At 43.2% G+C, this 22,969-nt stretch carries 21 protein-coding genes; 2 read left to right on the forward strand and 19 right to left on the reverse strand.

The annotated features are described in order from the left end of the window. Positions 1 to 1,215: an L-lactate MFS transporter gene (locus A8140_RS21300; protein WP_005529994.1), complete on the forward strand. Its 1,215-nt coding sequence runs from the start codon at positions 1 to 3 to the stop codon at positions 1,213 to 1,215. 205 nt (positions 1,216 to 1,420) lie between these two features. Here A8140_RS21300 and A8140_RS21305 read toward each other — a convergent pair whose 3' ends face one another. The 4 genes from A8140_RS21305 to A8140_RS21320 form a co-directional block, all read right to left on the reverse strand. Further along, positions 1,421 to 2,461, reverse strand: coding sequence for a diguanylate cyclase (locus A8140_RS21305; RefSeq protein ID WP_227740729.1), 1,041 nt, complete (start codon positions 2,459 to 2,461; stop codon positions 1,421 to 1,423). Positions 2,462 to 2,680: 219 nt separating this feature from the next. Beyond that, on the reverse strand, positions 2,681 to 4,798 hold the full coding sequence (locus tag A8140_RS21310; RefSeq protein WP_005529999.1) for a hypothetical protein: 2,118 nt from the start codon (positions 4,796 to 4,798) through the stop codon (positions 2,681 to 2,683). Beyond that, the gene (locus A8140_RS21315) at positions 4,798 to 6,375 is read right to left on the reverse strand and encodes a hypothetical protein (RefSeq protein ID WP_032999992.1); all 1,578 of its coding nucleotides are present in this window, start codon (positions 6,373 to 6,375) and stop codon (positions 4,798 to 4,800) included. The genes A8140_RS21310 and A8140_RS21315 overlap by 1 nt, the downstream gene beginning before the upstream one ends. A 675-nt stretch (positions 6,376 to 7,050) precedes the next feature. After that, positions 7,051 to 8,157 carry a DSD1 family PLP-dependent enzyme gene (locus tag A8140_RS21320; protein WP_005530003.1) on the reverse strand — a complete coding sequence of 369 codons (1,107 nt, stop codon included), beginning with the start codon at positions 8,155 to 8,157 and terminating at the stop codon, positions 7,051 to 7,053. A 366-nt stretch (positions 8,158 to 8,523) separates the two neighbouring features. Here A8140_RS21320 and A8140_RS21325 point away from each other — a divergent pair, with 366 nt between their 5' ends. Further along, positions 8,524 to 9,537 (forward strand): hypothetical protein, encoded by a 1,014-nt coding sequence (locus tag A8140_RS21325; RefSeq protein ID WP_005530005.1) that lies wholly within the window; start codon positions 8,524 to 8,526, stop codon positions 9,535 to 9,537. 142 nt (positions 9,538 to 9,679) lie between these two features. Here the strand turns inward: A8140_RS21325 and A8140_RS21330 are convergent, their stop codons facing one another. The 15 genes from A8140_RS21330 to A8140_RS21400 form a co-directional block, all read right to left on the reverse strand. Further along, complete coding sequence (locus tag A8140_RS21330; RefSeq protein WP_005530007.1) at positions 9,680 to 9,814, reverse strand: hypothetical protein; 135 nt, start codon at positions 9,812 to 9,814, stop codon at positions 9,680 to 9,682. Positions 9,815 to 10,032: 218 nt separating this feature from the next. Further along, entirely contained in the window at positions 10,033 to 11,298 is a 1,266-nt protein-coding gene (locus tag A8140_RS21335; RefSeq protein ID WP_038863614.1) for a BspA family leucine-rich repeat surface protein, read from the reverse strand. A gap of 26 nt (positions 11,299 to 11,324) precedes the next feature. Beyond that, positions 11,325 to 11,762 carry a BspA family leucine-rich repeat surface protein gene (locus A8140_RS21340; protein WP_032999985.1) on the reverse strand — a complete coding sequence of 146 codons (438 nt, stop codon included), beginning with the start codon at positions 11,760 to 11,762 and terminating at the stop codon, positions 11,325 to 11,327. Positions 11,763 to 12,122: 360 nt separating this feature from the next. After that, entirely contained in the window at positions 12,123 to 13,313 is a 1,191-nt protein-coding gene (locus A8140_RS21345; protein ID WP_005530014.1) for a BspA family leucine-rich repeat surface protein, read from the reverse strand. A 26-nt stretch (positions 13,314 to 13,339) separates the two neighbouring features. Then, positions 13,340 to 13,777 (reverse strand): BspA family leucine-rich repeat surface protein, encoded by a 438-nt coding sequence (locus tag A8140_RS21350; RefSeq protein ID WP_005530017.1) that lies wholly within the window; start codon positions 13,775 to 13,777, stop codon positions 13,340 to 13,342. A 263-nt stretch (positions 13,778 to 14,040) separates the two neighbouring features. After that, positions 14,041 to 14,238 carry a hypothetical protein gene (locus A8140_RS21355; protein ID WP_005530019.1) on the reverse strand — a complete coding sequence of 66 codons (198 nt, stop codon included), beginning with the start codon at positions 14,236 to 14,238 and terminating at the stop codon, positions 14,041 to 14,043. Further along, positions 14,238 to 14,936, reverse strand: a complete 699-nt coding sequence (locus A8140_RS21360) for a hypothetical protein (protein WP_005530020.1) — start codon at positions 14,934 to 14,936, stop codon at positions 14,238 to 14,240. Before A8140_RS21360 ends, A8140_RS21355 begins: the two co-directional genes overlap by 1 nt. Continuing rightward, positions 14,927 to 15,616: a hypothetical protein gene (locus A8140_RS21365; protein WP_005530022.1), complete on the reverse strand. Its 690-nt coding sequence runs from the start codon at positions 15,614 to 15,616 to the stop codon at positions 14,927 to 14,929. The genes A8140_RS21360 and A8140_RS21365 overlap by 10 nt, the downstream gene beginning before the upstream one ends. Before the next feature lie 13 nt (positions 15,617 to 15,629). Continuing rightward, positions 15,630 to 16,166 (reverse strand): baseplate complex protein, encoded by a 537-nt coding sequence (locus tag A8140_RS21370; protein ID WP_005530024.1) that lies wholly within the window; start codon positions 16,164 to 16,166, stop codon positions 15,630 to 15,632. A gap of 12 nt (positions 16,167 to 16,178) precedes the next feature. Further along, positions 16,179 to 16,466 (reverse strand): hypothetical protein, encoded by a 288-nt coding sequence (locus A8140_RS21375; RefSeq protein WP_005530026.1) that lies wholly within the window; start codon positions 16,464 to 16,466, stop codon positions 16,179 to 16,181. Between the two features lie 9 nt (positions 16,467 to 16,475). Further along, complete coding sequence (locus A8140_RS21380; protein ID WP_005530028.1) at positions 16,476 to 18,953, reverse strand: phage tail-collar fiber domain-containing protein; 2,478 nt, start codon at positions 18,951 to 18,953, stop codon at positions 16,476 to 16,478. A 12-nt stretch (positions 18,954 to 18,965) separates the two neighbouring features. Further along, the gene (locus tag A8140_RS21385) at positions 18,966 to 19,568 is read right to left on the reverse strand and encodes a phage tail protein (RefSeq protein ID WP_005530030.1); all 603 of its coding nucleotides are present in this window, start codon (positions 19,566 to 19,568) and stop codon (positions 18,966 to 18,968) included. Continuing rightward, positions 19,555 to 20,742 carry a baseplate J/gp47 family protein gene (locus A8140_RS21390; RefSeq protein WP_005530032.1) on the reverse strand — a complete coding sequence of 396 codons (1,188 nt, stop codon included), beginning with the start codon at positions 20,740 to 20,742 and terminating at the stop codon, positions 19,555 to 19,557. The genes A8140_RS21385 and A8140_RS21390 overlap by 14 nt, the downstream gene beginning before the upstream one ends. Beyond that, positions 20,735 to 21,082: a DUF2590 family protein gene (locus A8140_RS21395; RefSeq protein ID WP_005530034.1), complete on the reverse strand. Its 348-nt coding sequence runs from the start codon at positions 21,080 to 21,082 to the stop codon at positions 20,735 to 20,737. Before A8140_RS21395 ends, A8140_RS21390 begins: the two co-directional genes overlap by 8 nt. Continuing rightward, positions 21,082 to 22,968, reverse strand: coding sequence for a phage tail tape measure protein (locus A8140_RS21400; RefSeq protein ID WP_005530035.1), 1,887 nt, complete (start codon positions 22,966 to 22,968; stop codon positions 21,082 to 21,084). Before A8140_RS21400 ends, A8140_RS21395 begins: the two co-directional genes overlap by 1 nt. Between the last annotated feature and the right edge of the window lies 1 nt (position 22,969).

Consider the following 22,969-nt stretch of genomic DNA (forward strand, 5'->3'; position numbering starts at 1 on the left):
TTGATTAATAAACCATTTAAAATTCTATTGATAGGTTTAATAGTTAACCTATCAATAGGTATCTTATACGTATGGGGTGTTTTCAGTGAACCTTTAGCTGAAGCGCTGGGTGTTGATGCAAAGCACGTAGATGGGCCATATCAGACGTCTGTTTTTACCTTCTCAGTCAGTCTATTTTTGGCCGGTGTATGGCAAGACAAAGTAGGACCGAGAATAGTAACAATCCTTGGTGTTTTCCTTGTCGGAGCAGGACTTTTGGCTTCGGGTTATGCCTCAACATTGATGGAACTGCAGGTTACATTTGGGTGCATGGTTGGCGCAGGAATGGGATTTGCTTATGCCTGTATCGGCCCTTGCACCATGAAATGGTGGCCAGAGAATAGGAAGGGACTTGTCAGCGGCCTCACCGCTGGCGGCTTTGCAATGGCGGCGCTGTATTTAGCGCCTCTATCAACCATCCTCATCGAGCACTTTGGCATATTAGATACGTTTAAGATTCTCGGCATAGGCTTACTCTTTATGATACCAATGGCATCACTACTCGTTGATCCACCGCAGGGTTATGTGGCCGATGAGCCAAAGGAAGAAACCGCAGAATCCTGCGTCGATGTGAACATTCAGTGGCTAGACATGCTTAAAACACCACAGTTTTATCAGATATGGTTGATGTTCATGGTCTCATCGGCAGCCGGTATCATGCTAATAGGTTCTATTGGTAACGTCAGTAAATCGATAGGATTAACATCGGAAGAAATCGCGCTGAGTATCATTTTACTTGCCATCTTCAACACCGCAGGTCGAGTCATTGGTGGGGTCGTTTTCGATAAGATAGGACGTGCTCACACGTTAGGTTTGATCTTCCTATTGCAAGCAGTGAACATGATCTTTTTCACAACGATAGAAACCACAATCCCACTGATGATTGGAATCTCCGTTGGCGCGATGTCTTACGGTGCTTTATTTGGTGTTTTCCCTCCGGTCACGGCAATTGACTACGGCTTGAAGTCATACGGCACTAACTTCGGCATACTCTACTCTGCATGGGGTGTATCAGGCTTTTTCGGAGGGATACTCGCTTCAATATCAGGGACGACCGAAACGACGTATTTAGCATTTGCGGTACTATTGTTTTTCATTACCGCAATGAACTATTTAATGAAACCCGTTGATAAATCGGAAATAGTTAATAGAAATGCGGCAAATCTTGAATATTAAAATAGAGTAAAACTAAGCTATTTTAATAATTTATTGACTTTTCAAACGGCCAAATGAACGCTGTTACCAATCAACCAGCTTCGCCTAATAAACGATATTTTTAAAAGAAACCGTATCCACTTTTAAATAAGTTGTCATCGTTTATTAGGCGCTTTATCGAGGTTTAGATACCATATAGAGGAAACCATCAATGCTTTTTCGACGATCATTCATCATAAAAGAGGAAGTTGTCTTTACCAGTGCATTTGACTTGATATAGCGCCTTATCTGATTTCGACATCACATCATCAATCTGGTGTTCATCCGCTTTGTGGCAAACTCCAATAGAGACAGTAACTCGAAGCTTAACCTGCTCGTCGCCAAACAATGCCTGCCTTATTTCATTGAGTGTACTTTTTAAGAAATCTTCAACTCGCAGCTTAGACACGTCCCCATGCATAAACAAAGCAAACTCCTCGCCACCAAAACGGAACAGTTGGTCCGAGTCTCGACAGTATGATTTTAAGAGCTGACAAACTTGACTGATCACCATATCGCCATATTGGTGCCCATGGGTATCATTGATTTGCTTGAAGTCATCAATATCAACAAGAAGAAAATAGCCCGAACCAAAAGTATGTTTGGTCTTCAGGTAATAGTTTTTGTTGAACGCACCAGAAAGCGCGTCGATGTTCATTGCAACATTGAGCTTTCGATTATACCTGCCGATCAAAATAGCCACAGGCACTCCAAACAATACGGCCAGACCAATGTATCTTAGCAAGAACCAGGTGACGTCAATTGAGGCGACCTTCAGCCCATAGATATCCCCAACTTTGTAATTGAAACCGTCGTCGCGACCATACATCTCGATTTGTTCGGCCATCGCCGTGTCTACAGAACCATGGCACTGAACACATGATGGCTCTACAACGATCGGATCATAACGCGTAAGATAAACATTGCTATTTTCAAGATATACACGATAGACCCTTGATATCTCATCACTCTCTAAGACAGAAGTCTCCCGTTTATTCGCAAGGTTTTCACGGTTAGTTGGGTTGAGGCTCACTTCTTTATAATTTGCCATGTCAGAAAGTGCATTGAGCTCTTTAGTCATGTGCACTGTCACGTAACTAGGAACGTTGAAAGGAAACTGTGTGGTAGAAGAATAGTTAGGCATCGACGTGAAGTTTCTGATCGATTGAGAGAAATCAATAAGTGTATCTATTCGACTTACGGCTGAGATTTTGAAATCCATCCACATCAACAACGCTGTTGCAGCAACAATTAGCAATCGAATAATATGTTTCACGTTAGTCAGCCCACTAAAATCGAAGAGTATATACCCTAGGGCTAAAAGGTGCAGGTTTCATCACTATGTTAGTGACATAAGTTCAAGGAAGTCGCTCTGCACCATAGAGAGCGACCTCCTAGATTTTTTATCCAACAATCCTCTGTATTAAAAAATAAGACTTCCCTTACATTAAGATTTAGATATCTCGACTAAAGATTCTATCTCAGTAATCTGAGACCATATATCCATGAGAATCATATGTTCAAACGGACGCCAGCGAATTTCGGGCAATGATAAAACGTGACTGAGTTGTTCATTTACCTCTCTCCAATATTGGTCTCCAAGATAGACATCCTCGGGCACCGACTGGGTTAAATAATAACGATGCGTCGCTCCCTGATATAGCGTCCAGTTAGAGATAACATCTTTCTCATCCGAATACGGTAAGGCTTGAGCCCAAGGCTGACGAGAGTAGTACATGTATGTTTTATCTAAAAAAGCACTAAACAACACACCTTGAGGCTGAGAAGGCCAAATGGCTTGCTGCCACTGCAAAGGTAGGAAGTTGAGCGATTGATGTTGACGCTGTTCATATTGAAATCGAAATATAAAATCGCCAAGTTTCGTCCAAGCGGTTTGGATATCTTCTTTAAACATCCTATTTCTTATCAATTGAAACAAAAACGGTTTAGCCTGTTCCGCTGATAAGTGACTTGGGATCTTCTCGAAAATCTCAAACAACTCTGGCATGTCTTTTTTAATCACTTCCAACGAAGGGTTACCTTTATAGGGCAAAGCTGACAGACTTAGATCTTCTCTATTTTGCCACTGTTGCCAAAGATTTATATAAGGCTCATCAAGCTCAACGTTTGTCCATCCACGCCTAACACGCTCGTTGATATAACTGCTCAAATCGATGTTGTCCAAGGGCTCAGACAGCTTTTGTAAAAGTGGATCAGAGTCTTCATCAAAAAAGACTTCTCTGCCTTCATAAAATTGGCAAGAGTACACCCCGCAGATCAGCTCTCCTTCCCCAACAAGAAATCGCCCTGTTCGCTGCTCCTCTTCGGTAGCACGTCGCTGTAAAATCGACAAAGAAAAGTTGTCTATCGCGATGCGGCGCGCACGTTGATACAAATACAGTCGATAGCTTCGAATACTTCCACTGTTTAGTGTGGAACTAACAAGAGTATCAATACTATTGCGCTGAATTTCGAATATCTTTTCCCGCCATTCAATAATATGGCTCACTGCATTCTCTATAATATTTTGTTTATACGCGAGGATATCGCCACGGACTTTGTCGATATGTGGATATTTTCCGATACCATAAAGTTGCCCGACATTTCCCATTAACATTCGATAGCTACATGCCCTCAAATTGTTAATAGCTCCACTAGATACAACACCCAAATTATTAAGTTCCTCCCGAACCTCTAACTTTGGGTTGATACAAGCTTGCTCACCAAATTTCTGAATCACGTGCGGTGGACGGTTATACAAATCCAACATTGTGCTGGCGTATTCGATATCAATTGCAGAAAACATTTTATTGATGACCTCCTGCAACTCTAAAACTTTAGCACTATACGTTGCGTCATAGTGAAGTAATTGAATAGAGGCAAGCCTCTTAGTCAACTCGATAATATGCTGCTTTAATTGTTCATGTTGATGCTCAATGGATTCTGCAGACGCGGTGTTTAACCTTTGGAGTACGGTTTCTTGTCCATAGCTGTAGTGCCCATTTTTCAGCCATTGATTAAGCCGCTTTTCTGGGTTGTCCAATGTAGAAAGGTAATCATAGTACCCAATAGCAAAACCGACAAAAGGGATAGGCTCAGCAGTAACACTCAGTCGGTGTAATTCGCTTGCAGAGTCATCCCACATGGTCCTCGTTAAATCTTCAACCCAAGGTGCGAAAAAAACAATATCTAGCACGCTTGAAAAAGCCCTACCTCCATTTTTAGCTAGCTGCCAAAGAGCTTGACGTTCAGAAACGCGCTCCAATTGGGCAATTCTTTTTGCACTGTTGGGCTGACTATTTTTACTATCTATGACCGCTGTCACTCCAGCCCAATGTTCAGCAAACATGCCTTCGTCGCTTACAGGAAGCATTAGGCTTGGAATTTTATCCAATGCTGCAACTTCCTTAACATCAGTAAGTTCACTCTCAAATTCATAGTCCAACCGAGCCAGCCACTCGTGCTCTTCTTCAAGTGTTTCAGAGCCAAGATTACAAGTTTCCAATGCATTGGCATTCAAGCTTACGCAAAAACCAATGAACAATATTAAATTTTTGATCTTCATTACAGGCTCCAACACTTTTTTGACTTCGGTAATGTAGAGTTTGCCACTAGCGTTACATTTTCTCTCTCTGCGAGCTTAGACCAGCGCAAACGGTTCGCGTATATCACACTTGGATTGGGTTGATCTGATCTCACGATCCGATTGACTAATAGTTTTTGAGAGCTGCCAGCAATACTTTCAGACATCGCCAACGCGGAAATATCGTCATTGGTCGAAATCAGGACCACTTGTTCCGATTGAGCTAACAAATCTCTGCCCTCATTACTAATTTGATCTGCGTTTATTTGAATGACAGAAGATGAGGTATTGCCTTTTTTAATACTATCCGCGGCCTTTTCAATCGTTGCTACTGTTAGGCGCTTTTCCACCTCTGTTAACGATGAAAAATTATCACCTTCGAGAAGAATAACTTTACGATCCGCCTTGATGGCTAATTCAAGGGCGGTACGTAACACTTTATCGAGTTTTGGGAAGCCATTTTTTCGTTCAATTAAGCTTGTGCTTATTAGTAGAAGAGATTGAGGGCTATTATGGAGTGCCTCACTTACTTTTGTCGTACTGAGTGCTGTTGAGCTCAATACTCCGGAGGTAGTTTGTTTTACGCTTTTTAACGTTATATCGGTCGGAGTTGATGAGTAATCAATCATAGAACCCGGCCAATACATGTCACGAGCTTCATTTCCAAACTCTTTAGATAAATGGTATTCGGATACTGGCACTTCAGATTTCAAACGTTGAATATTAGTTTTAACGCGAGCGTAATCAGCCTTAGATACCGATTTATTCTTTAATGCTTCTTCCCAAACATTCATCACGCTTTCTCTTCTTTCGATAGACGATTGGCGAGAAGTAGTGAGTGTTTTTAACTTTGTACTCCCTTTTTGGTAGGAGAGTCCTGTCGCCTCTATCTCACGTGTCATTAAGCTAAATTCAACCACCTCTCCCTCTGTAAACTCTTCTCCATTATGAGTTGTACCAGCGACAGGAGCATGATGACGAATTCGTTGCGTACCCGTAGGTAAGCCGCCAGTTAAATAGTCACGAGCATGTATAAGTTCATGCCCGAGTGCTATTGAAGGTTCAATAATGGTTGAGCTACCTGGGATTAAAACTGCATTATCGATGTCAAAATAGATTACTGCAGGAACACCAAGCCCATTTGATTGATAATTAACAAATTCAGGGGAGGCGATTAGAGGTTCTGTGACAAACTGCTTTCCGCCCCTAGGTGGCCTTATTACAACGTGAATCTTTTCTATAGTACCATCAACTTGACCTTCGGTATGGAACGCTAAAGCACGCTCTTTGTTTGGCAGTGCAAGCGGGGCATAATGAGAGTTTTGGTTGATAATGGCTCTCCCTGTGCGAGTCTGCTTTAAGTTTTCAAATAGAGTTGCAATTCCGAGAACGAACTCCTCCGAATGCGCTTGTACATAGATTCCATTTTCTACCTTAAATAAATAACCGTCTTTACTCTCTATATCAATAATGTTTTCCCCATCGGGGGGACCAAAATAAACCGATGCCTCAACCGACATTGATAAAAAGAGTGGAGCAATTGCGAATAATATTTTCATAGTGTTTTTTTCATATAAAGGGTTACGTGATTTACTTTCTCCTAAAATACGTTGTGACATCCATTCACTTTTCTTCATGAGGGGATAGAAAATATAGCCCCCCGTTGGGAGCTATAAATTACGTAGTGCGGAGAACCTTATGGATTGAAAAGCAGCGGTTAGACTTTGAATCAAAGGGAATAAAAATCCCTTCTTACCCGAAATCTCGCTTTTTATACTCAGAAAAACCTAAAATACCGATGAAAACATATGTAAAAACGCAGATATTTAGCTCTAACTAAACTGGGGAAACTTTGGTAAAAAAACACCAAAACATGCTTAACACAGATACATTAACAGGATAAATATTGACTGTCATGATGTAAAAGTAACTACTAAACCAAAGAAATTGACAGGCAATGTAACTAAAAGAATATTCGCATCCGCTTAAATCTATCAATAACTATTTTTTAAGTTGGTAAAAAGTCGGATTGCGATACTTTGAAATACTTAATTTACACAAATTTAAACAATGTCATGTGCCGCTTGCTATTGAATAAGAGTAAACTTGTAATGATTTGATGGAACGGCAGTCACTGTCAAAATGATGCGAACTAACATCACTCTGTGCAAACTGCCGTTTTTATATTGATTCGTGTTTTGAGTAATTTTCAACGGTAAGTGAATACTGTGCTCTTAATCTGAGCGCCCACGCCCTTCGATTGTCCATTGACAGATCACTTTTCCGTCTTGCACGGCATACAAAGTATCAAAGTTATTCAATGTTGTATCACAGTGGCTTGGCAACAGAATAACTTGCTGTCCAAGTTCAAAAATCTCGCAACCTTCTTCATGATGAAGGATACCGTGTTCATCACCGCCAGTTTGATACCTTACTCCTTCACTGCCCTCAACAATAGGCATGCCAAGATCAATAGAAAGACATTTCATCCCTGCATCAATCACGGTACGCGAAGGTGTTGGCTGACTAATCACGGTGCTTAGCACTTTAAGTGCAGGAGAAAACTGCTGATTCTCGGTCGCATTAGTTTCGTCTCCAATAGCAAGGTAAGCCGCATCCATAAAAAGGTACGAACCCGCTTGAATCTCACTGTAGCCTAACCCCTGATAGGCTGCATATGTTCCTGTCCCCCCTCCGCTAATTATCTGAGGTTTCATACCTTGAGGCTCTAAAGTCGATGTAATGAAATCAAACAAAGGCACCACAACCGATCTCGCCTGCTCATTTCGCGAACAATAGCCCTTAACATGTTGTAAATGTCCGCTATAAGCTTGGAGGCCGACATAGCTGACACCATCCGTACTTTGAATCGCGTGGATAAGCTGCACTAAATCATCACCAACCTGAACACCGCAGCGCTGCTGACCGCTTTCCACCTCAATCATCAACTCAACACAAAGATTTGCCGCTGATGCGGCTTTTTCAATTTCTACAACGTGATAATAATCGTCAATCACCTGAATAAAACGGGCGTCAGGATGATCTTGATGCAGAGTGATTAAACGCTGAATTTTCTTTTGTCCCGCAATAGGCGTGGTTATGAGAATATCCTTAATGCCACCTTGCGCCATCACTTCTGCTTCACCTAGTTTGGCTACACAAATCCCCTGCGCTCCAGCGTCTAATTGCATTTGCGCAATCGCCGGAATTTTATGTGCTTTAGTGTGGGGACGTAGAGTTAAACCCAAATCATTTATGCGTTGCTGCATTGCCTTAATATTTGTCTTCATCTCATCGATATCCACAAATAATGAAGGGGTTTCTAATTGATTGATATCCATATATGTCACCTAGCTACAGTTTTTTAGTTATTTTGTTATAAAGCCATTGATTATAAGGCATAGAGAGTTTTGAGCAAGGCACGTAACTTAAAGCATTTAAGGGGCTGACTGAGTCCACTTAAATAAAAATTAAGACGACGTTAATTAATAGCTTTTCATTTATAAAACGAATACTTAACTCAATAAAAATTACACTTATTATTAAATTTGATTTAAACCATTCAAAAAACTTTATAGACACAATTAACATTAAAAATTAATTCATTGTGAGTTTTTTATTAGTAAAAATTACTATTTAAATAGTTGGGCCATGAAATTTATAAAACCACTGGTATTCTTTTATTTATTTTTTATCGGAATGCCTACATGCGATATCAATCAGCGCCTGTTAGTTCGGAAGAAACTCAAGAAACCACAGCACAGCGAGCGGCACGACAGCGGCAAGAACGCAGGGCTGAATTAACCTATTCAACAGATGATTATAAGCGATGGAACAATAACAAAAATAAAACCCTTGATGAGCGCAACAAAGAGAAGCAGGAAGCCAATGTCAGTGAAGCCGCGACAGAACAGAAAAACCATATTCACGTAGGCGAAGAACGTGAGTTTCCTGATGCCATTCTGTCACCGATGCCAACATCAAGAAAGGAAATGACCGATGCGACAGGAACACGTGTACTGCCGTCCGACTTGCTAGGTTCTAGCTTTAACAACCAATGCGTCAGCGCAGAGATCGTTGCTCATCAGATGACATCTCTCAGCCCAGCGACAAAGAAAGAAGTAGAAGAAAGCGGTGAGCTTGTTTTCAGTGGCATGCAATACAAACACGCTCATGGAACAGTAGGCACTATCGAAGTCATTGATACCTTTGCAGGGCAACAACCCGACCAAAAAACATCACAGATGGCCTACTGGGTCGCGCAAGGCAAGTATCTCGATATACCTAAACACCCTGACCCTCATCGCGATCATTTGTATGTTTTCACACCAAACTTCAGCGGCTGCTCTTTTGTTGTTGATGATTGGAGTGATGATCTAATTAGGGTTTATCACGTGGAAGGTAGCAAAGAAGATAAGCAATACAATGACGTGAAGGACCATCGCAACGGTTTAATCAACTATATGAGTTTCCGCGACTACGGCTTCTACCAAAAAGGGAACACCACCATCAAGAGTGTGAATGGCTTTGCGTTTATGCGCTACAACACTCAAGCTCGTCATTGGGAAATCCATTATCAAAAGCAAGAGCATGCGCCTGCACTTGGGCGGCCTACGACTTCGGCTAAAACACTATTCTCTTCAGAAAAACACTCGGTAAAAGTCATGGTTTCGAAGGAATCTCGCGTAGTTGAAACCGGAACCATCGCGATAAAGCGCTAAGGCTCAATTAATAGTTAATAAGCAGTAGCGAGTTCTAGTTACAGGTTCAAACCAACTCGATAAAACAAAAACGCCCCAAGGTTCACTTGAGGCGTTTTTATTAATTGGTTCTCAGGAAAATTTTGGCAGCTTTATCGCGCCCCTATTCCCAATCAAGGATAACCTTGCCAGACATCCCGCTACGCATGACATCGAAGCCTTCTTGGAAGTCATCAATCTTGTAGTGGTGCGTGATGATTGGCGATAGATCCAGACCAGATTGAATCAAAGAAGCCATTATGTACAAAATAAAAATTAAACCATATAAAACAATAATTTAATCTAAATGCATAAAGTTTATGGCGACAAAGTGGCGACAGTCTCAGTCGTTGTAACAACTCCTCCCTTCAATAGGAAGTGTCTTTCCCGCCACTTTTTGAGAATGACTCAACCAACAAAAAAGCCAGCACTGAATCAATCAACACTGGCTTTTGTTTAGTTAAGCCGATGAAAGAATCAGTCTACAAAATACGGTAATTGCTCTTCGGTCAGAGCACTGCCTCTCGCAAAGTCAGTATGCTTCGTTACCTTACTCACGTTCCAGTTAGATAAGTCTTGGTTAAATACCTTCGCCTCAGCAAACATACGAACCATATTCAGTACGTTCGATGTATCCCAATGACCTATATCTTGATTAAACGAAGAAGCGCCTCCAAACATTTCGAACATACCCCTCACATTCGATGTATCCCAATGACTTATATCTTGGTTAAAGGCTTGGGCTTTATAAAACATCCCACTCATAGTCGTCACATTAGACGTATCCCAGTGGCCAATGTTCTGATTAAACTCTTCAGTTTTAACAAACATTTCATGCATCTTTGTCACATTCGATGTATCCCAATTACCTATATCTTGGTTAAAGACTTGGGCTCCATAAAACATACAACCCATATCCGTCACATTCGATGTATTCCAACGGCCTATATCTTGGTTAAAGGCTAAAGCACCGTCAAACATATAAGCCATATCCGTCACTTTCGATGTATCCCAGTTGCCTATATCTTTGTTAAAGGCTTCTGTATCCGCAAACATCAAATCCATATCCGTCACATTCGATGTATCCCAATGGCCGATATCTTGGTTAAAGGCTTTGGCAAATCTAAACATGCCACTCATATTTTTTACTTTTGATGTATCCCAGTGTCCGATATCTTGGTTAAAAGCTTCAGCTTGCCAAAGCATAAGCCACATAGATGTTACATTCGACGTATCCCAATAACCTATATCTTGGTTAAAGACCTGAGCTCCATAAAACATTCTATCCATATCCATCACATTCGACGTATCCCAATGGCCTATGTCTTGGTTAAAAGCTTCAGCCCACGAAAACATTGAATCCATATAAGTGACGTTCGATGTATCCCAATAGCCTATATCTTGATTAAATGCTTTTGCGCCAACAAACATTTGAGACATGAACGTCACATTCGATGTATCCCAATCACTGATATCGGTATTAAACGATTCGCGGTTCCGAAATACCCAGCTCATATCTGTTACCTGTGTTGTGCAAAATCCTATGTGGCCTTGCTCTAATTTATCGAGCAACGTCTCGTTTTTTATTAGGGTGTTATCCACCACCACATAGACTTGCCCGTTTTCAAGCATCACGGAGTTAACAGGTTGGTCAGGGCATTTTACTGAGATATCTACAGCAAATGCGGTTTGGCTAGCGAGCGCAGCGGCGCCCACGAAAAGTGAGGTTATGGTTCTTTTCATTGTATTTTCCTAGGGTTGAATAGACGTTATTGTGTAAAAGTTGGAAGGCTATCTTCAGACAGGCCACTGTCTTTTGCGAAGTCGGCATGACGAGAGACGCGCTTAACGTCCCAGTTGGTTAAGTCTTGGTCAAATCGCTTAGCGCCAGAGAACATACGGTCCATGTTGGTTACACGAGAGGTGTCCCAACGGCTGATGTCTTGATTGAAGTATTTGTTTTTAGCAAACAGGTCACTCATGTCCGTCACATGGCTGGTGCAGAGTAGGATGTTGCCATCAAGAAAGTTTTGCCAATAGTCTGAGTTGCGAATGAGTGCGTCATTGACGACTACAAACAACTCATCTTCTTGAACCATGACGGTTCCTGGTTTGTTGGACTCACAGGTGACTGTTTCAGGCTCACTAGCAAAGGCTTGGCTACAACTTAGTAGCACACAGGCGGAAATAATCGAACGTAGCTTCATGATTAAGATATCCGTGTCTTATAAAACAAACCTTCATCATATAAAAAGCGACGTTTTCAATTTAACTAATGTAGGCTTTATATTGACTAAAAAAATAGGAATTTAATCTTCATCTCAATAATCCCCCATTAGTAATAATATAGAACTCAGTAAATAAAACAAAGCACCATAAAAACAATAATTAAATTAAATGACGTTTATGTAAACACAGTTAAAAAGACAGTTGCCCCCCATAAATAACGCTGTTTTACAATGAGTGCCGCCACTTTGCCGCCACTTTTTGAGAGTGACTCAACCAACAAAAAAGCCAGCGTTGAACCCATCAACACTGGCTTTTGTTTAGTTAAACCGATGAGAGGGCTAGTCTACAAAATACGGCAGGTGTTCTTCAGTCAAAGCACTGTCTTTGGCAAAGTCAGTATGCCCCAGTACCCTGCTCACGTTCCAATTGGTTAGATCTTGGTTAAATGCAGAAGCATTAGAAAACATCTCTGTCATATCTCGCACACTCAATGTATTCCAATTACCAATATCTTGGTTAAATACTTTTGCCCCAGAAAACATATTATCCATTGAAGCTACGTGTGAAGTATACCAATTGCCAATGTCTTGGTTAAATTTTTCTGCGCCAGCAAACATCTTACTCATAACCCATACTCTTGATGTATCCCAATCCCCAATATCTTGATTAAAGGCTTTTGCTTCAAAAAACATGTAATTCATAGTGGCTACATTCGATGTATCCCAATTCCCAATTTTTTGGTCGAATGCGTGTGCTTCACTGAACATACTTTGCATAAACTCCACATTAGACGTATCCCAATTACCAATATTTTGATTGAACGCGTATGCTTGCCAGAACATCGCATTCATATCCAGAACTCTTGATGTATCCCAATGACCGATATCTTGATTAAAGGATTCTGCCTTTCTAAACATATCCCTCATACTTGTTACATTAGACGTATCCCAATGACCAATATTTTGATTAAACGCGTATGCGTTCCAGAACACCGACCTCATATCCAGAACACTTGATGTATCCCAATAACCTATATCTTGGTTAAATACCCATGCAGAACTGAACATAAAATCCATTCTTTGAACACTTGATGTATTCCAATAGCCTATATCTTGGTTAAATGAATGTGCCCAAGAGAACATAGAACTCATATCTGTAACATTAGATGTATCCCAATGTCCTATGTCTTGATTAAAAACTCGTGCTTTGTAAAACATCCAAGCCATGTTCGTCACATTTGATGTATCCCAATCACTAATATCTGTATTAAAAGAAACTCGGTCATAAAACACTCTACTCATATCCGTCACCTGTGTGGTGCACAAGCGGATATGACCTTGCTCTAAATTATCTAACAAAGTCTTATTTTTAATTAGAGCATTATCCACCACGACATAAACCTTGCCATTCTCAAACATCACTGAGTTAACGGCTTGGTCAGGGCACTTTACTGAGATATCAGCAGCAAAAGCAGTTTGGCTAGCAAGCGCTGTGGCGCCCACGAGAAGTGAGGTTATGGTTCTTTTCATTGTATTTTCCTAGGGTTGAATAGACGTTATTGTGTAAAAGGTGGAAAGCTATCTTCAGACAGGCCACTGCCTTTAGCGAAGTCGATATGGCGTGAGACGCGCTTGACGTCCCAGTGGGTTAAGTCTTGGTCAAAGCGCTTAGCGCCGGAGAACATACGGTCCATGTTGGTTACACGAGAGGTGTCCCAACGGCTGATGTCCTGATTGAAGTATTGGTCTTTAGCAAACAGGTCACTCATGTCTGTTACGTGAGTGGTGCAGAGCAGAATGTTGCCATCAAGAAAGTTTTGCCAATAGTCTGAGTTGCGAATGAGTGCGTCGTTGACGACCACAAACAATTCGTCTTCTTGAACCATGACTGTTCCGGGTTTGTTGGACTCACAGGTGACTGTTTCTGGCTCACTGGCAAAGGTTTGGCTACAACTTAGTAGCGCAAAGGCGGAAATAATCGAACGTAGCTTCATGATTAAGATATCCGTGTCTTATAAAACAAACCTTGATCATATAAAAAGCGACGTTTTCAATTTCACTAATGTAGGCTTTATATTGACTAAAGAAGTAGAATTACATTCTTCTTCTCAATAATTACTCGCCAGTAATGATAGGAAGCATTATAAAACAGCCGTGTTATGGGATATATCTTTACCAGCACTCGAATAATGGGATGATTTTGATATAAAAAAGCGCCCGTAGTGGGCGCTTGGTAGGAATATGGTACTTGTTCAGCTTAGGTAACCTTGTAGCTCCCCGCTGAACTGCCACCCGAGACTTCCACTTGAGCGTTCTGCGTTATTTCGTCGACTACCGCATTGGCAATGGCTTCAGCCATCATGCCTGCCATGGCGAACTCACCATCAAGAACAAAGCCCTGGGCTTTCAATTCGGTTTCTAATTTTTGTTTCAGTGATGCTTTGCTTATGGCCATCAGTCTTTTCCTGCAAATACTGTGGTTGATACGTCAACATGGGGTTTTCCCATAAATGGGCAGATACTCGCGCCAGTGCACACGCCTTTACCACCATTGAATTTGATGGTGTCGGCGTCTTCGGTGATGTTATTAGCTTTGATGGCTCTATTGCCTTTGACGGTTTCAGTGTGGTTACCACCAATGTCTGCGATTCTATCTTCGAGCACTTTGATTTGTTGAGTGAGGCATTCAAGCTTATCGGCTTGGTCTGTCTTTCGCTCAAAGTTGCCTTCCTGGTCGACTAATTGATACACGCCTTTTCTCTGTTGGTAACGGCTTTCGCCTTCTTTGATACCTGGCAGTTTAAAACCGAGTGGCAGCACGCACCGAATAAAGGGCTTGTCGGGTTGGCCGAACATAAACCCGAGTTCAACAATACTGCCGATAGCAGGTGGTTCTAATCGGCCAGCATGGTCACCAAGGCCCGGAACCGGAAGTGGTACCGCCTGCAATGGTGGTTTATCTTCGTATTCCATTCCCTTTTCATCGAGTAGCTGAACATCCACAGAATAGTGAGGATAAAAGCGATCAGACAAATCGCCTTCTTCAGGTAGCTCTGGTAATGCAACCACCTTTCCCCATCGTGGCAAATGCCATCGTCCGGTTAATTCTGGGAACAAACGAAAAATGATGCGCTTAATGGTGTTTACGTCCATGTGAGCTTAACCTCCGTACCTTCAAACTCTACACCGACCAATCGAAGTCCATTCACGACGACACCTGGCTTTAGTTTTGGAATAGCCGGCATCTTTACCGATTTGTTGGCCGTGTGATTGGTCATCAGCGCATTGGGCAACGTGATGGGCTTGTCGGCCCAGAATGAATCAGCCCAGCTGCCGATGTATATTTGCCCATTGCCCTGCTGCTGCCAGAACAAATCATCGATGCTAAATGCCTGAGCCAACTCGTCGATGACGCGATAACCATTACCATCGCTAAAAAAACAAGGGATAGCCGTTTGGCTGTAGGCTTTCTCTGGTACCACAAATTGCAGTCCCGTTTTATTGGTGACTTCGCTCAGTAGCTGCATCAGTGTTGGGTGACGCAAAATGATATTGATCGGCTGATAGAGAATAGCCGCGAGCTCACGACAGAACACGGTTGACCACCCTTTTTCTGAAGGTTGCACGCGCTCGATGTAACCAAGAAAGACGCGCGTAATGTCATCCCCCCACCCTAAATCAATCGCGATGAGCGTGTTAGGCTCTGGGTTACCTTCAACTGACAGCTCACAGCGACCAGGCGTATTGTGGCTGAAAACGATGCGGTGGCTTTTCACTTTGGTTTTCTGCTTGCCCACGTAAGCGCGGCAAAGAAACTTATTGTTGATAGCCATGATTAACCCTCGTTTACGCCAGTGCGTTATCCACGCTTTTCAGCACCTTCATCACGCCGGTTAACTCCACTTGTGTATCGGGTGGCACGTCTTCGGTTTGTCCGGTTTCTACGGGCGTCTTTATCCCCTGCACTTTTTGCTGCGCTGCAGGTTTATCCGGTTGACGCTGTTCGACTCGCTCTGGCACCGAGAGGTGTTCGACCAGCTCAAACGACACGCTCCACTGGCGGTGCGTGTCTTGCTCATCGGCGCTTACAACGCCTTGGAATTTCACCTGGCGGATCTTTAGAGCTTCTGCGGTTTGGTTACTAATACGATAGATTTGGCGCGCGTCGTTGTCTTGGGCTTCCGCCATGCTGAACAAATTGGTTAGTAGCTGTTTTTTGGTAAAAGGGATCACGCCTTTCACGGTCAGAATTTTACCTTTGCTACCTGTTTCTGCTTGGTCGGTAGCCGAGGTCTGGCCGGACATGTCTTGTCCAGCCAATTGCTGACGAACACTAATGCGTAAGCTTTTTAATGGGAGTTGGGCGCCGTTAAGGGTTAGCATTTGCTTCTTCCTTTAACAGTCAATGGCACCAGAGAACATCTGAGTAGTTTTCAGGTGCTCATACGCTAGCTTGTAAATGTCTTTGTTTACGTCAAGCTCAGGTGAAAACTTTTCTACTGGATAATCCAAAACCTTTTTTAGACCTAAATCTCTCGAATTTTTACTTTCATAAATTGACAAGTAAATCTCCGAATGAGTTTTAAGCACGTCAACTCTATCAATTACAACATAAGCTTCACTTAAATTTAAAGACGCACTCAACCCTTCTGGTGTGAATTTAATTTCTTTCATTAAAGCCATTTTATTACCTCAACTAATATTAGGAATCATTGCCGTTGCAGTGATGTATTCATCGCCTGCTTTATTTGATGTCGTGGCGACCAAACAAAAACGCTTAAATGTAACCCCTGCAGCACTAGCAGAGCATTCGATTTCGATATACTTAGCCTCTCTGTTCATTACATAAAAAAGGTTTTGCCCGCTTGAACCTACATCTAAATGATTATTGACTTGACCAAAACGAGCCATTGGATTGTCAGCTGATGCAAAATAAACATCACCATCCTTCCCATTTATTAGATTTCCGCTTTCGTCATACCCAATAACCTTTACAGTGACCCCACCTACAGTCCTGCCTTCAACGTAAAACCTGAAAAACTCACTCCCCGGAGATATTTCGAGCAAAGGTGTTTTATAGATCATTGCATACGCTGGGCGAGACATTAGAGGCCCATTGATATCAATATTGGCTAACCCAAGCATGTTAGGGTTATTGTTCGTATCTTTTTTATATGACGCAGATGTAAATGCCATTAATACCAATCGCATGTTGAACAAGTCGTTTACATTCTTAACTACGTTATTAGTACCATTGTCTATAATTTGCTTCGCAGTATTAAAGCCGTTTGGATATGAAGTCCAATTCGTAATTACTCCATTGTTGCTTGTATCACTATCAAACTCGACAATAAGGTCATTCTCACCTCGAACATCTTTAACTTGGTTGCTTTGACCTTTCTTAAAATGAATTTTTGAATCGGCAGCTTCAAAGTTTCCACCATGAAACTTATTACTGTTGTGATGATAAATTCCGTCAACAATCAGGATGTCACAAACTTGCAGATAGAAATCATTGCTGTTAACCCAAGCTTTATTTGTTGGATTTTCACCATCTGGATTCATGTTTGTGTTAATTTCTAGCGTCCTTACTTGTTGAATGTGTATTTTGCTAATAGACGTTTCATCTTGAGTTCCACCCAAGCTTTCAGAACTATCTGCCCAAACTTGTACATAGCTCGCTTCACCAATTCTTATGGTTGATTTTTTACTCCCAACAATTCTGATAGCAGGTGATTCCCCTCCGCGATTAACTTTGTGAACACTTTGGTTGTAGTATTGTTGTTCTATTGTCGAATCACCACCAAGAAGCAGCGTAATGAAATTGCCAGTACCAACCAACTGAGCTTTGTAGTCAACCGATTTCACATCTCTAAAATCTACCGTTTTTGATGTATTGTAGATGAGTCCAATATTCGAACTCAGTGTTATACCTTTACTCTTGCAATAGGTAGCTGCACGATAGTGTGCATCATACGTATCGAGTGCTTTTTCATCAGCCCCCCATCCCTCAACATAACCCATTGTTCGTAAATTTCTGACGCGTTGATTAACAAATTCAAAGATGACATTACTACCATCACCTTGGCGGGCTAATAACTCAGCAGTCCCGTAATCATTGTTGTTAACAAAAGATATCACTACTCCTTTTGGAACATCCCAAGCATACCAGAGTTCATATTCATCATTTTTCTTTAGTTTGATTGCTGAATATCCATCAATAACAACACCTTGTATTTCATCCTCCGCCCCCACTAACTGCTTAGTTTGAGTATCAGATTCAGAATATTTTTTAACTTCATCTAACACCCATGTTCGACTAGCACTCTCCCCCTCCGGCCTCAAATCACTCACCGAACCATCACCCAACACCTGGGCAACTTTACAAACAAAGTGCTTCACGCCATTGGCATCGGTGTAGTCGTCTTTCTCATCGGCAGTAATCACAAAATCAAATAGGATGACTTGCTCACCTGTTGGTGTTCCTTCGCGGTGTGCGTCTACGTAGATGAATGATGGCTTGTTAGGTACTTGAACATTGCGATCAAATTCGAGCATGACACGGTTGCCCGACACATAGCCGGCACCCGCTTTGATATTGAATGCACTCGCTTGAGGTGTTACCAAGAAACCGTCTTCGATAAACCAATCTTTACCATTCTGGTCGATGATGGCTTGCGCTACATCGTCATCCATTTTCTTCATACGTGGTGTTGCATTGTACTGCCATGTTGAAGCATCTACCGTGATGTTGGTAATTTCAGCAATGTCCTTGTATTCAAGAACAACCGAACGTACGAGTGTATTACCTGCGACACCTGGCTCATCTGCCGTCTTTGGTGTGAGTGCATGGTGGTCAATGGTCACCAACACGCCATATTCTGAGCAGTATGCGCCTGTCCAGTTGAAATCGAACGGACCAACATCACTGGTCAACGTTGAGCTATAAATTACCGAGTCTGCAGAAAGTCGACCACGCTGTTCGACACCTTCTTGGTGAACAACATGATCAGTAGGTACCACATCATCTGGCTGCGGGAACTCTGGGCGATTGGGCACATTGGCAAAAATCATCTTATCGATGATCAGTGGCTTTTCTTCTGCATTAAGCTGAGCCAATAACGCCTTACCTGCGGCGGTCAAAATCGACTTATCAGTGGTGTTTGTCATTCTTTTAGTTCCTTAGCCCTTCACTGTGGCTTGGTAATATTCACAATCGACATTGAGCATATTCGGTAACATGCTAACGTTTATCCGTGTCTTAACGTGTGACGCTGAATATTGCGCTTCAATGTTCTTGCTTCGCGCGGCCAACGGCATTTCGACATAACTGGTGTATTGATAACGGCGACAGGTACGCCCGTATTGACGTACGACTGTGTCTACTAACTTCGGGACATTGGTTAAATCCCCATCTCGAATCTTTAGGCTGATCACGTCCCAATCGACATTCACTAACCTTTCATCTTGAGCAATGTGCGGATAACCTAGCTTTGCAAACATGTCTTCCCAGCCGGATACCGAGCCTGCATCACGGGCAAAACCATAGGCATGAGCTACACGGGTTCGAAACAGTTCTTCGGGTTCTTGGCCGAGCTTTTCTACGCCACGTTGCCAAGCAAGAATATTGACTAGTGCAATCGGTGCGGTCAGAGGGTCATGTTGCTGCAGTGGCATTTCAAATGCGGCTTTTACATGTTCCCAGTGGTTGCATAGGGCTCTTGCAAGTTTCGCCAGCTCTCCTCTACCCATCCAGTAACGAAGGTTTATCTCAGGAATGTTCAATCGATACCTCCAACGTCTGAATGCGAGGCACCGTTAGGTTGTTAATGATGTCGGCGTTATCGAATTCGAGCGATTCAATCTGTGCAAACTGGCCGTGAAGCTCTTGGCCTAACTTGGAAAAACTAAAGCGCAATACCGGATTGGTTACGGTTGGCGAATAATCGGTGTTCTCGCGGAATGCCGCGCCTATGAACTTTTCAACGGCCGCTTTTAATTGGGTACGCTCATCCATCGTGAGTGAGCGAATCGGCCACACTCGACAAACAATATTGGCCTGCGTTTCTGGCATCGCCATTACTTGCAGATCATCACCATGGCCGTGTTGCCCTTGCTCACGAATATAGGCATTCAAGTCAGCAAGCATTTCTGGTGATGGTTCACCCGTATCAAGCAAAATGTAGGAATTGGCAGTACCAGGCCCACGTGGTGCGTTATGCTCGAAATACACGTTGTCATCATTAATGCCTGCGCGACTCGTTAACAAAGAACGGTAAGCCGCATCAATGTGCCATTTAGCCACCGCGCTCCACTGGTTGCGAATACGTAAGCGAAGTTCATCGTTGCTTTCTTTGTCGGCACCTGCAGCGGTTAGCCATTCGGCTGGGTTCGTTGCTGCTGCAATGCCTGGTATCGCAGTCGGCAAAATATGGTAATACCCTTCGCCAAGGTTGTAGGCCGCACCTTCACTTTCTGACTCAACTTCCGCCATAATCATCGTTTCGTTTTCTGGCAGCGTGGTATCAGCAAGCACACGAACGCGGTAGATATTGCCGTTAATGGGCTCGGTCTGAATCCAAGTATCTTTTGGAATGACTAACGCTGGCCCTTTTGTGGCTGCACGTTGGAAGGCGATCAAACCTTTGGCTTTAGTTGCTTCTTTACGAGTGAGTTTGCACTGCCATGCGAGTAGGTCTAACCATTGGTCTACAGCGGTTGCAACAAACATGTTCGGAAGAACGTAATCCACCAACAATGTATTGATGAGCCACAAGGTCACTTGTACCACGGCCGATTCAATCAAGCGCCAGAACGGGGAGAAAAGCGAGTCGTTAGAGATAATGCACTCTTCCTTTTCCATCTCCTCTTTCAGCACTTTTTTCCAACTTGCTGCATCGTTTGGGATACCGGATTGCTTTACCAGTTCGGCGTAATCTGGCTTAGGAATATCAGACATTGGTTGTCTCCGAAGTTGTGATATCAAGCGTTACGTCGCCAAAGTCTGCAGTCGTGGCGAAAACATAAATTGTGCCTTCCGTTGGTTCTTCTAGTCGCACGGTACCAGGTACTAAACGAACATCTTCTTCAACCAACAGCTCTAACTTGGTGCGAATATCCGCTTTTTTTGATGGGCTGCGCTCTGCAATGAGCTCAACCGCTAAATTACTCTCGATGATGGTGTGTTTAATGTCTTGGGCGATCAGCGCTCGGTCTTGAATCAACACAGGGTTACGGCCTGCATCGAGCACCACGTCACCGTTTTCAATTAGGATGTCTTGATAGAGGTAATCCGCCATTAACCTGCCGCCATTTCTAATTCACTCGCCATGTCCTGTGGACTGCTCATGTAAGTTGGATAAATCGCCACACCACCGTAGTTGGTTGAACTGGTTTGATAGTTGGCAATGCTCTTGGCCGCACCACCTGGCTGAACTTGTGCGTAAGGTGTCGCGCTTTGGACTGACTTAGATTTCACTTGAACAGATTCATCATCACCGCCGAAACCTGGCAGCCAATCAACTAGCCCTTTCAGGTTTTCCCAAATACCCGCCAACTTCTGAGTGAACCAACTAAAGACACTGCTAAAAATGTTGCGCATCGAGTCGGCCATTTCTCCAATGAAGGCAAAACCACTGGTATCGGTAAAGCCACTCATCACCCATTGCCAGCCTGCTTTGATGAACTCAAACATAGCTCTAAATGGCATGGTGATTAATGTGAGAGCGCCTTCTAGTACTTGGAACCAAGTTGTGTCACCAAACGAGGCTTTCAGATCATCCCAGTAATAAATCAGAGCACCCACTGCAGTTACCGCAGCAATCACCGCCCCCACGATCAAGATAATAGGATTGGCGGCAATGGCGATGTTCGCGGCGAGCATCGCAGCACGAAAAGCGCCTAACCCTTGAGTGAGCAAAGCGTTAACACCGGCGAACACCTTCATAGTGAGCATGTAAGTTGCCATTGCTTGTTTACCCAAACCCATCATCAAGGTAAATGCACCGCCTGCTGCCGCCGCACCTAAGATCGCCATAGCAGCAAAGCCAATGTATTTGGTCAGGTTCGGGAACATCTCTGTCCATTCGATGATTTCCATCGCGCCATCGGCCAAGCTCGACACCACAGGCAAGAGAGAAGGCAACAACGCCGCACCAAAGGCGGTTCGAACGGCAAACACGCCTTGTTCGAGTCGCTCCCATTGGTCGGTCATACTGTGGGCCATCTTAATGGCCGTGTTTAGGTTACTCGCATCATTTAGCTCTTTGACGCTCGATTGAAGATCACCCGTTTTTCCGATCAAGTCGGTGATAAGCAGAACGGCTTCATCAGAGCCGAAAGCTTGTTTTATCTGGTCGATTTCGAGTGAATCTAAATCACCAAACTGGCTCTGCAATTTCGACATGATGTCGAACATTGGCAGCATCTTTCCGTTGCTGTCGGTAAACGCCATGCCTAGCTTGTCTTGCGCTTTAACCACGCCGTTCATAAAGGCTTTATAACGAGTCCCCGCTTCACTGCCAGACATAGAGCCTTGCAACAGACCAAGAACGGCCATTTGCTCTTGAATGGCTACCCCGTGCGTTTTACCCAATGCACCAACACTTTTGAATGCATCTGACATGCCTTGACCTGTCGTTTTGAACATCTCAACAGATTTGGCGGTCATGCCGGCGACTTGCTCAGCCCAGTTATCTTTACCTATCCGCTCCGCTTGGTCTTTAAACACCGAGTACATGGTGCCCATGTAGTTGGTAATGGTGGCGGTATCCGCTTTAGTCGCAGCGGCTAAAATAGCCGAGCTTCTAGTGACACCCGCCAGTTCATCACCTGTCATGCTACCCATAGCAGATTTAATGTCGTAAGACGCCGCCACGAATTCAGTGGCCGACTTACCGTATTCAACCGAGAACTTCATCGCGGTTTGAGCAAGAGTTTTTAGTTGATCATCGGCAACGCCTAGTGATTTCACCTCACCTAACGCCCTGTCCATTTCAATCGCTGGCATTAAGGCTTGTTGCAGAGCAAAACCCGCACCCACCATGCCAGCGGCGCCCGATACCATAGTCTGAGTACCTTGTTTGTAGGTATTCGTGACGTCGGTGAGTTGACGCTGAATGTGACCTAGAGGTTTAGATATCTGGTCAATCAATCCAACTTGAAATCTGAGGGCTTCTGGTAACATT

The organism is Vibrio campbellii CAIM 519 = NBRC 15631 = ATCC 25920 (assembly GCF_002163755.1).
Taxonomy (GTDB): domain Bacteria; phylum Pseudomonadota; class Gammaproteobacteria; order Enterobacterales; family Vibrionaceae; genus Vibrio; species Vibrio campbellii.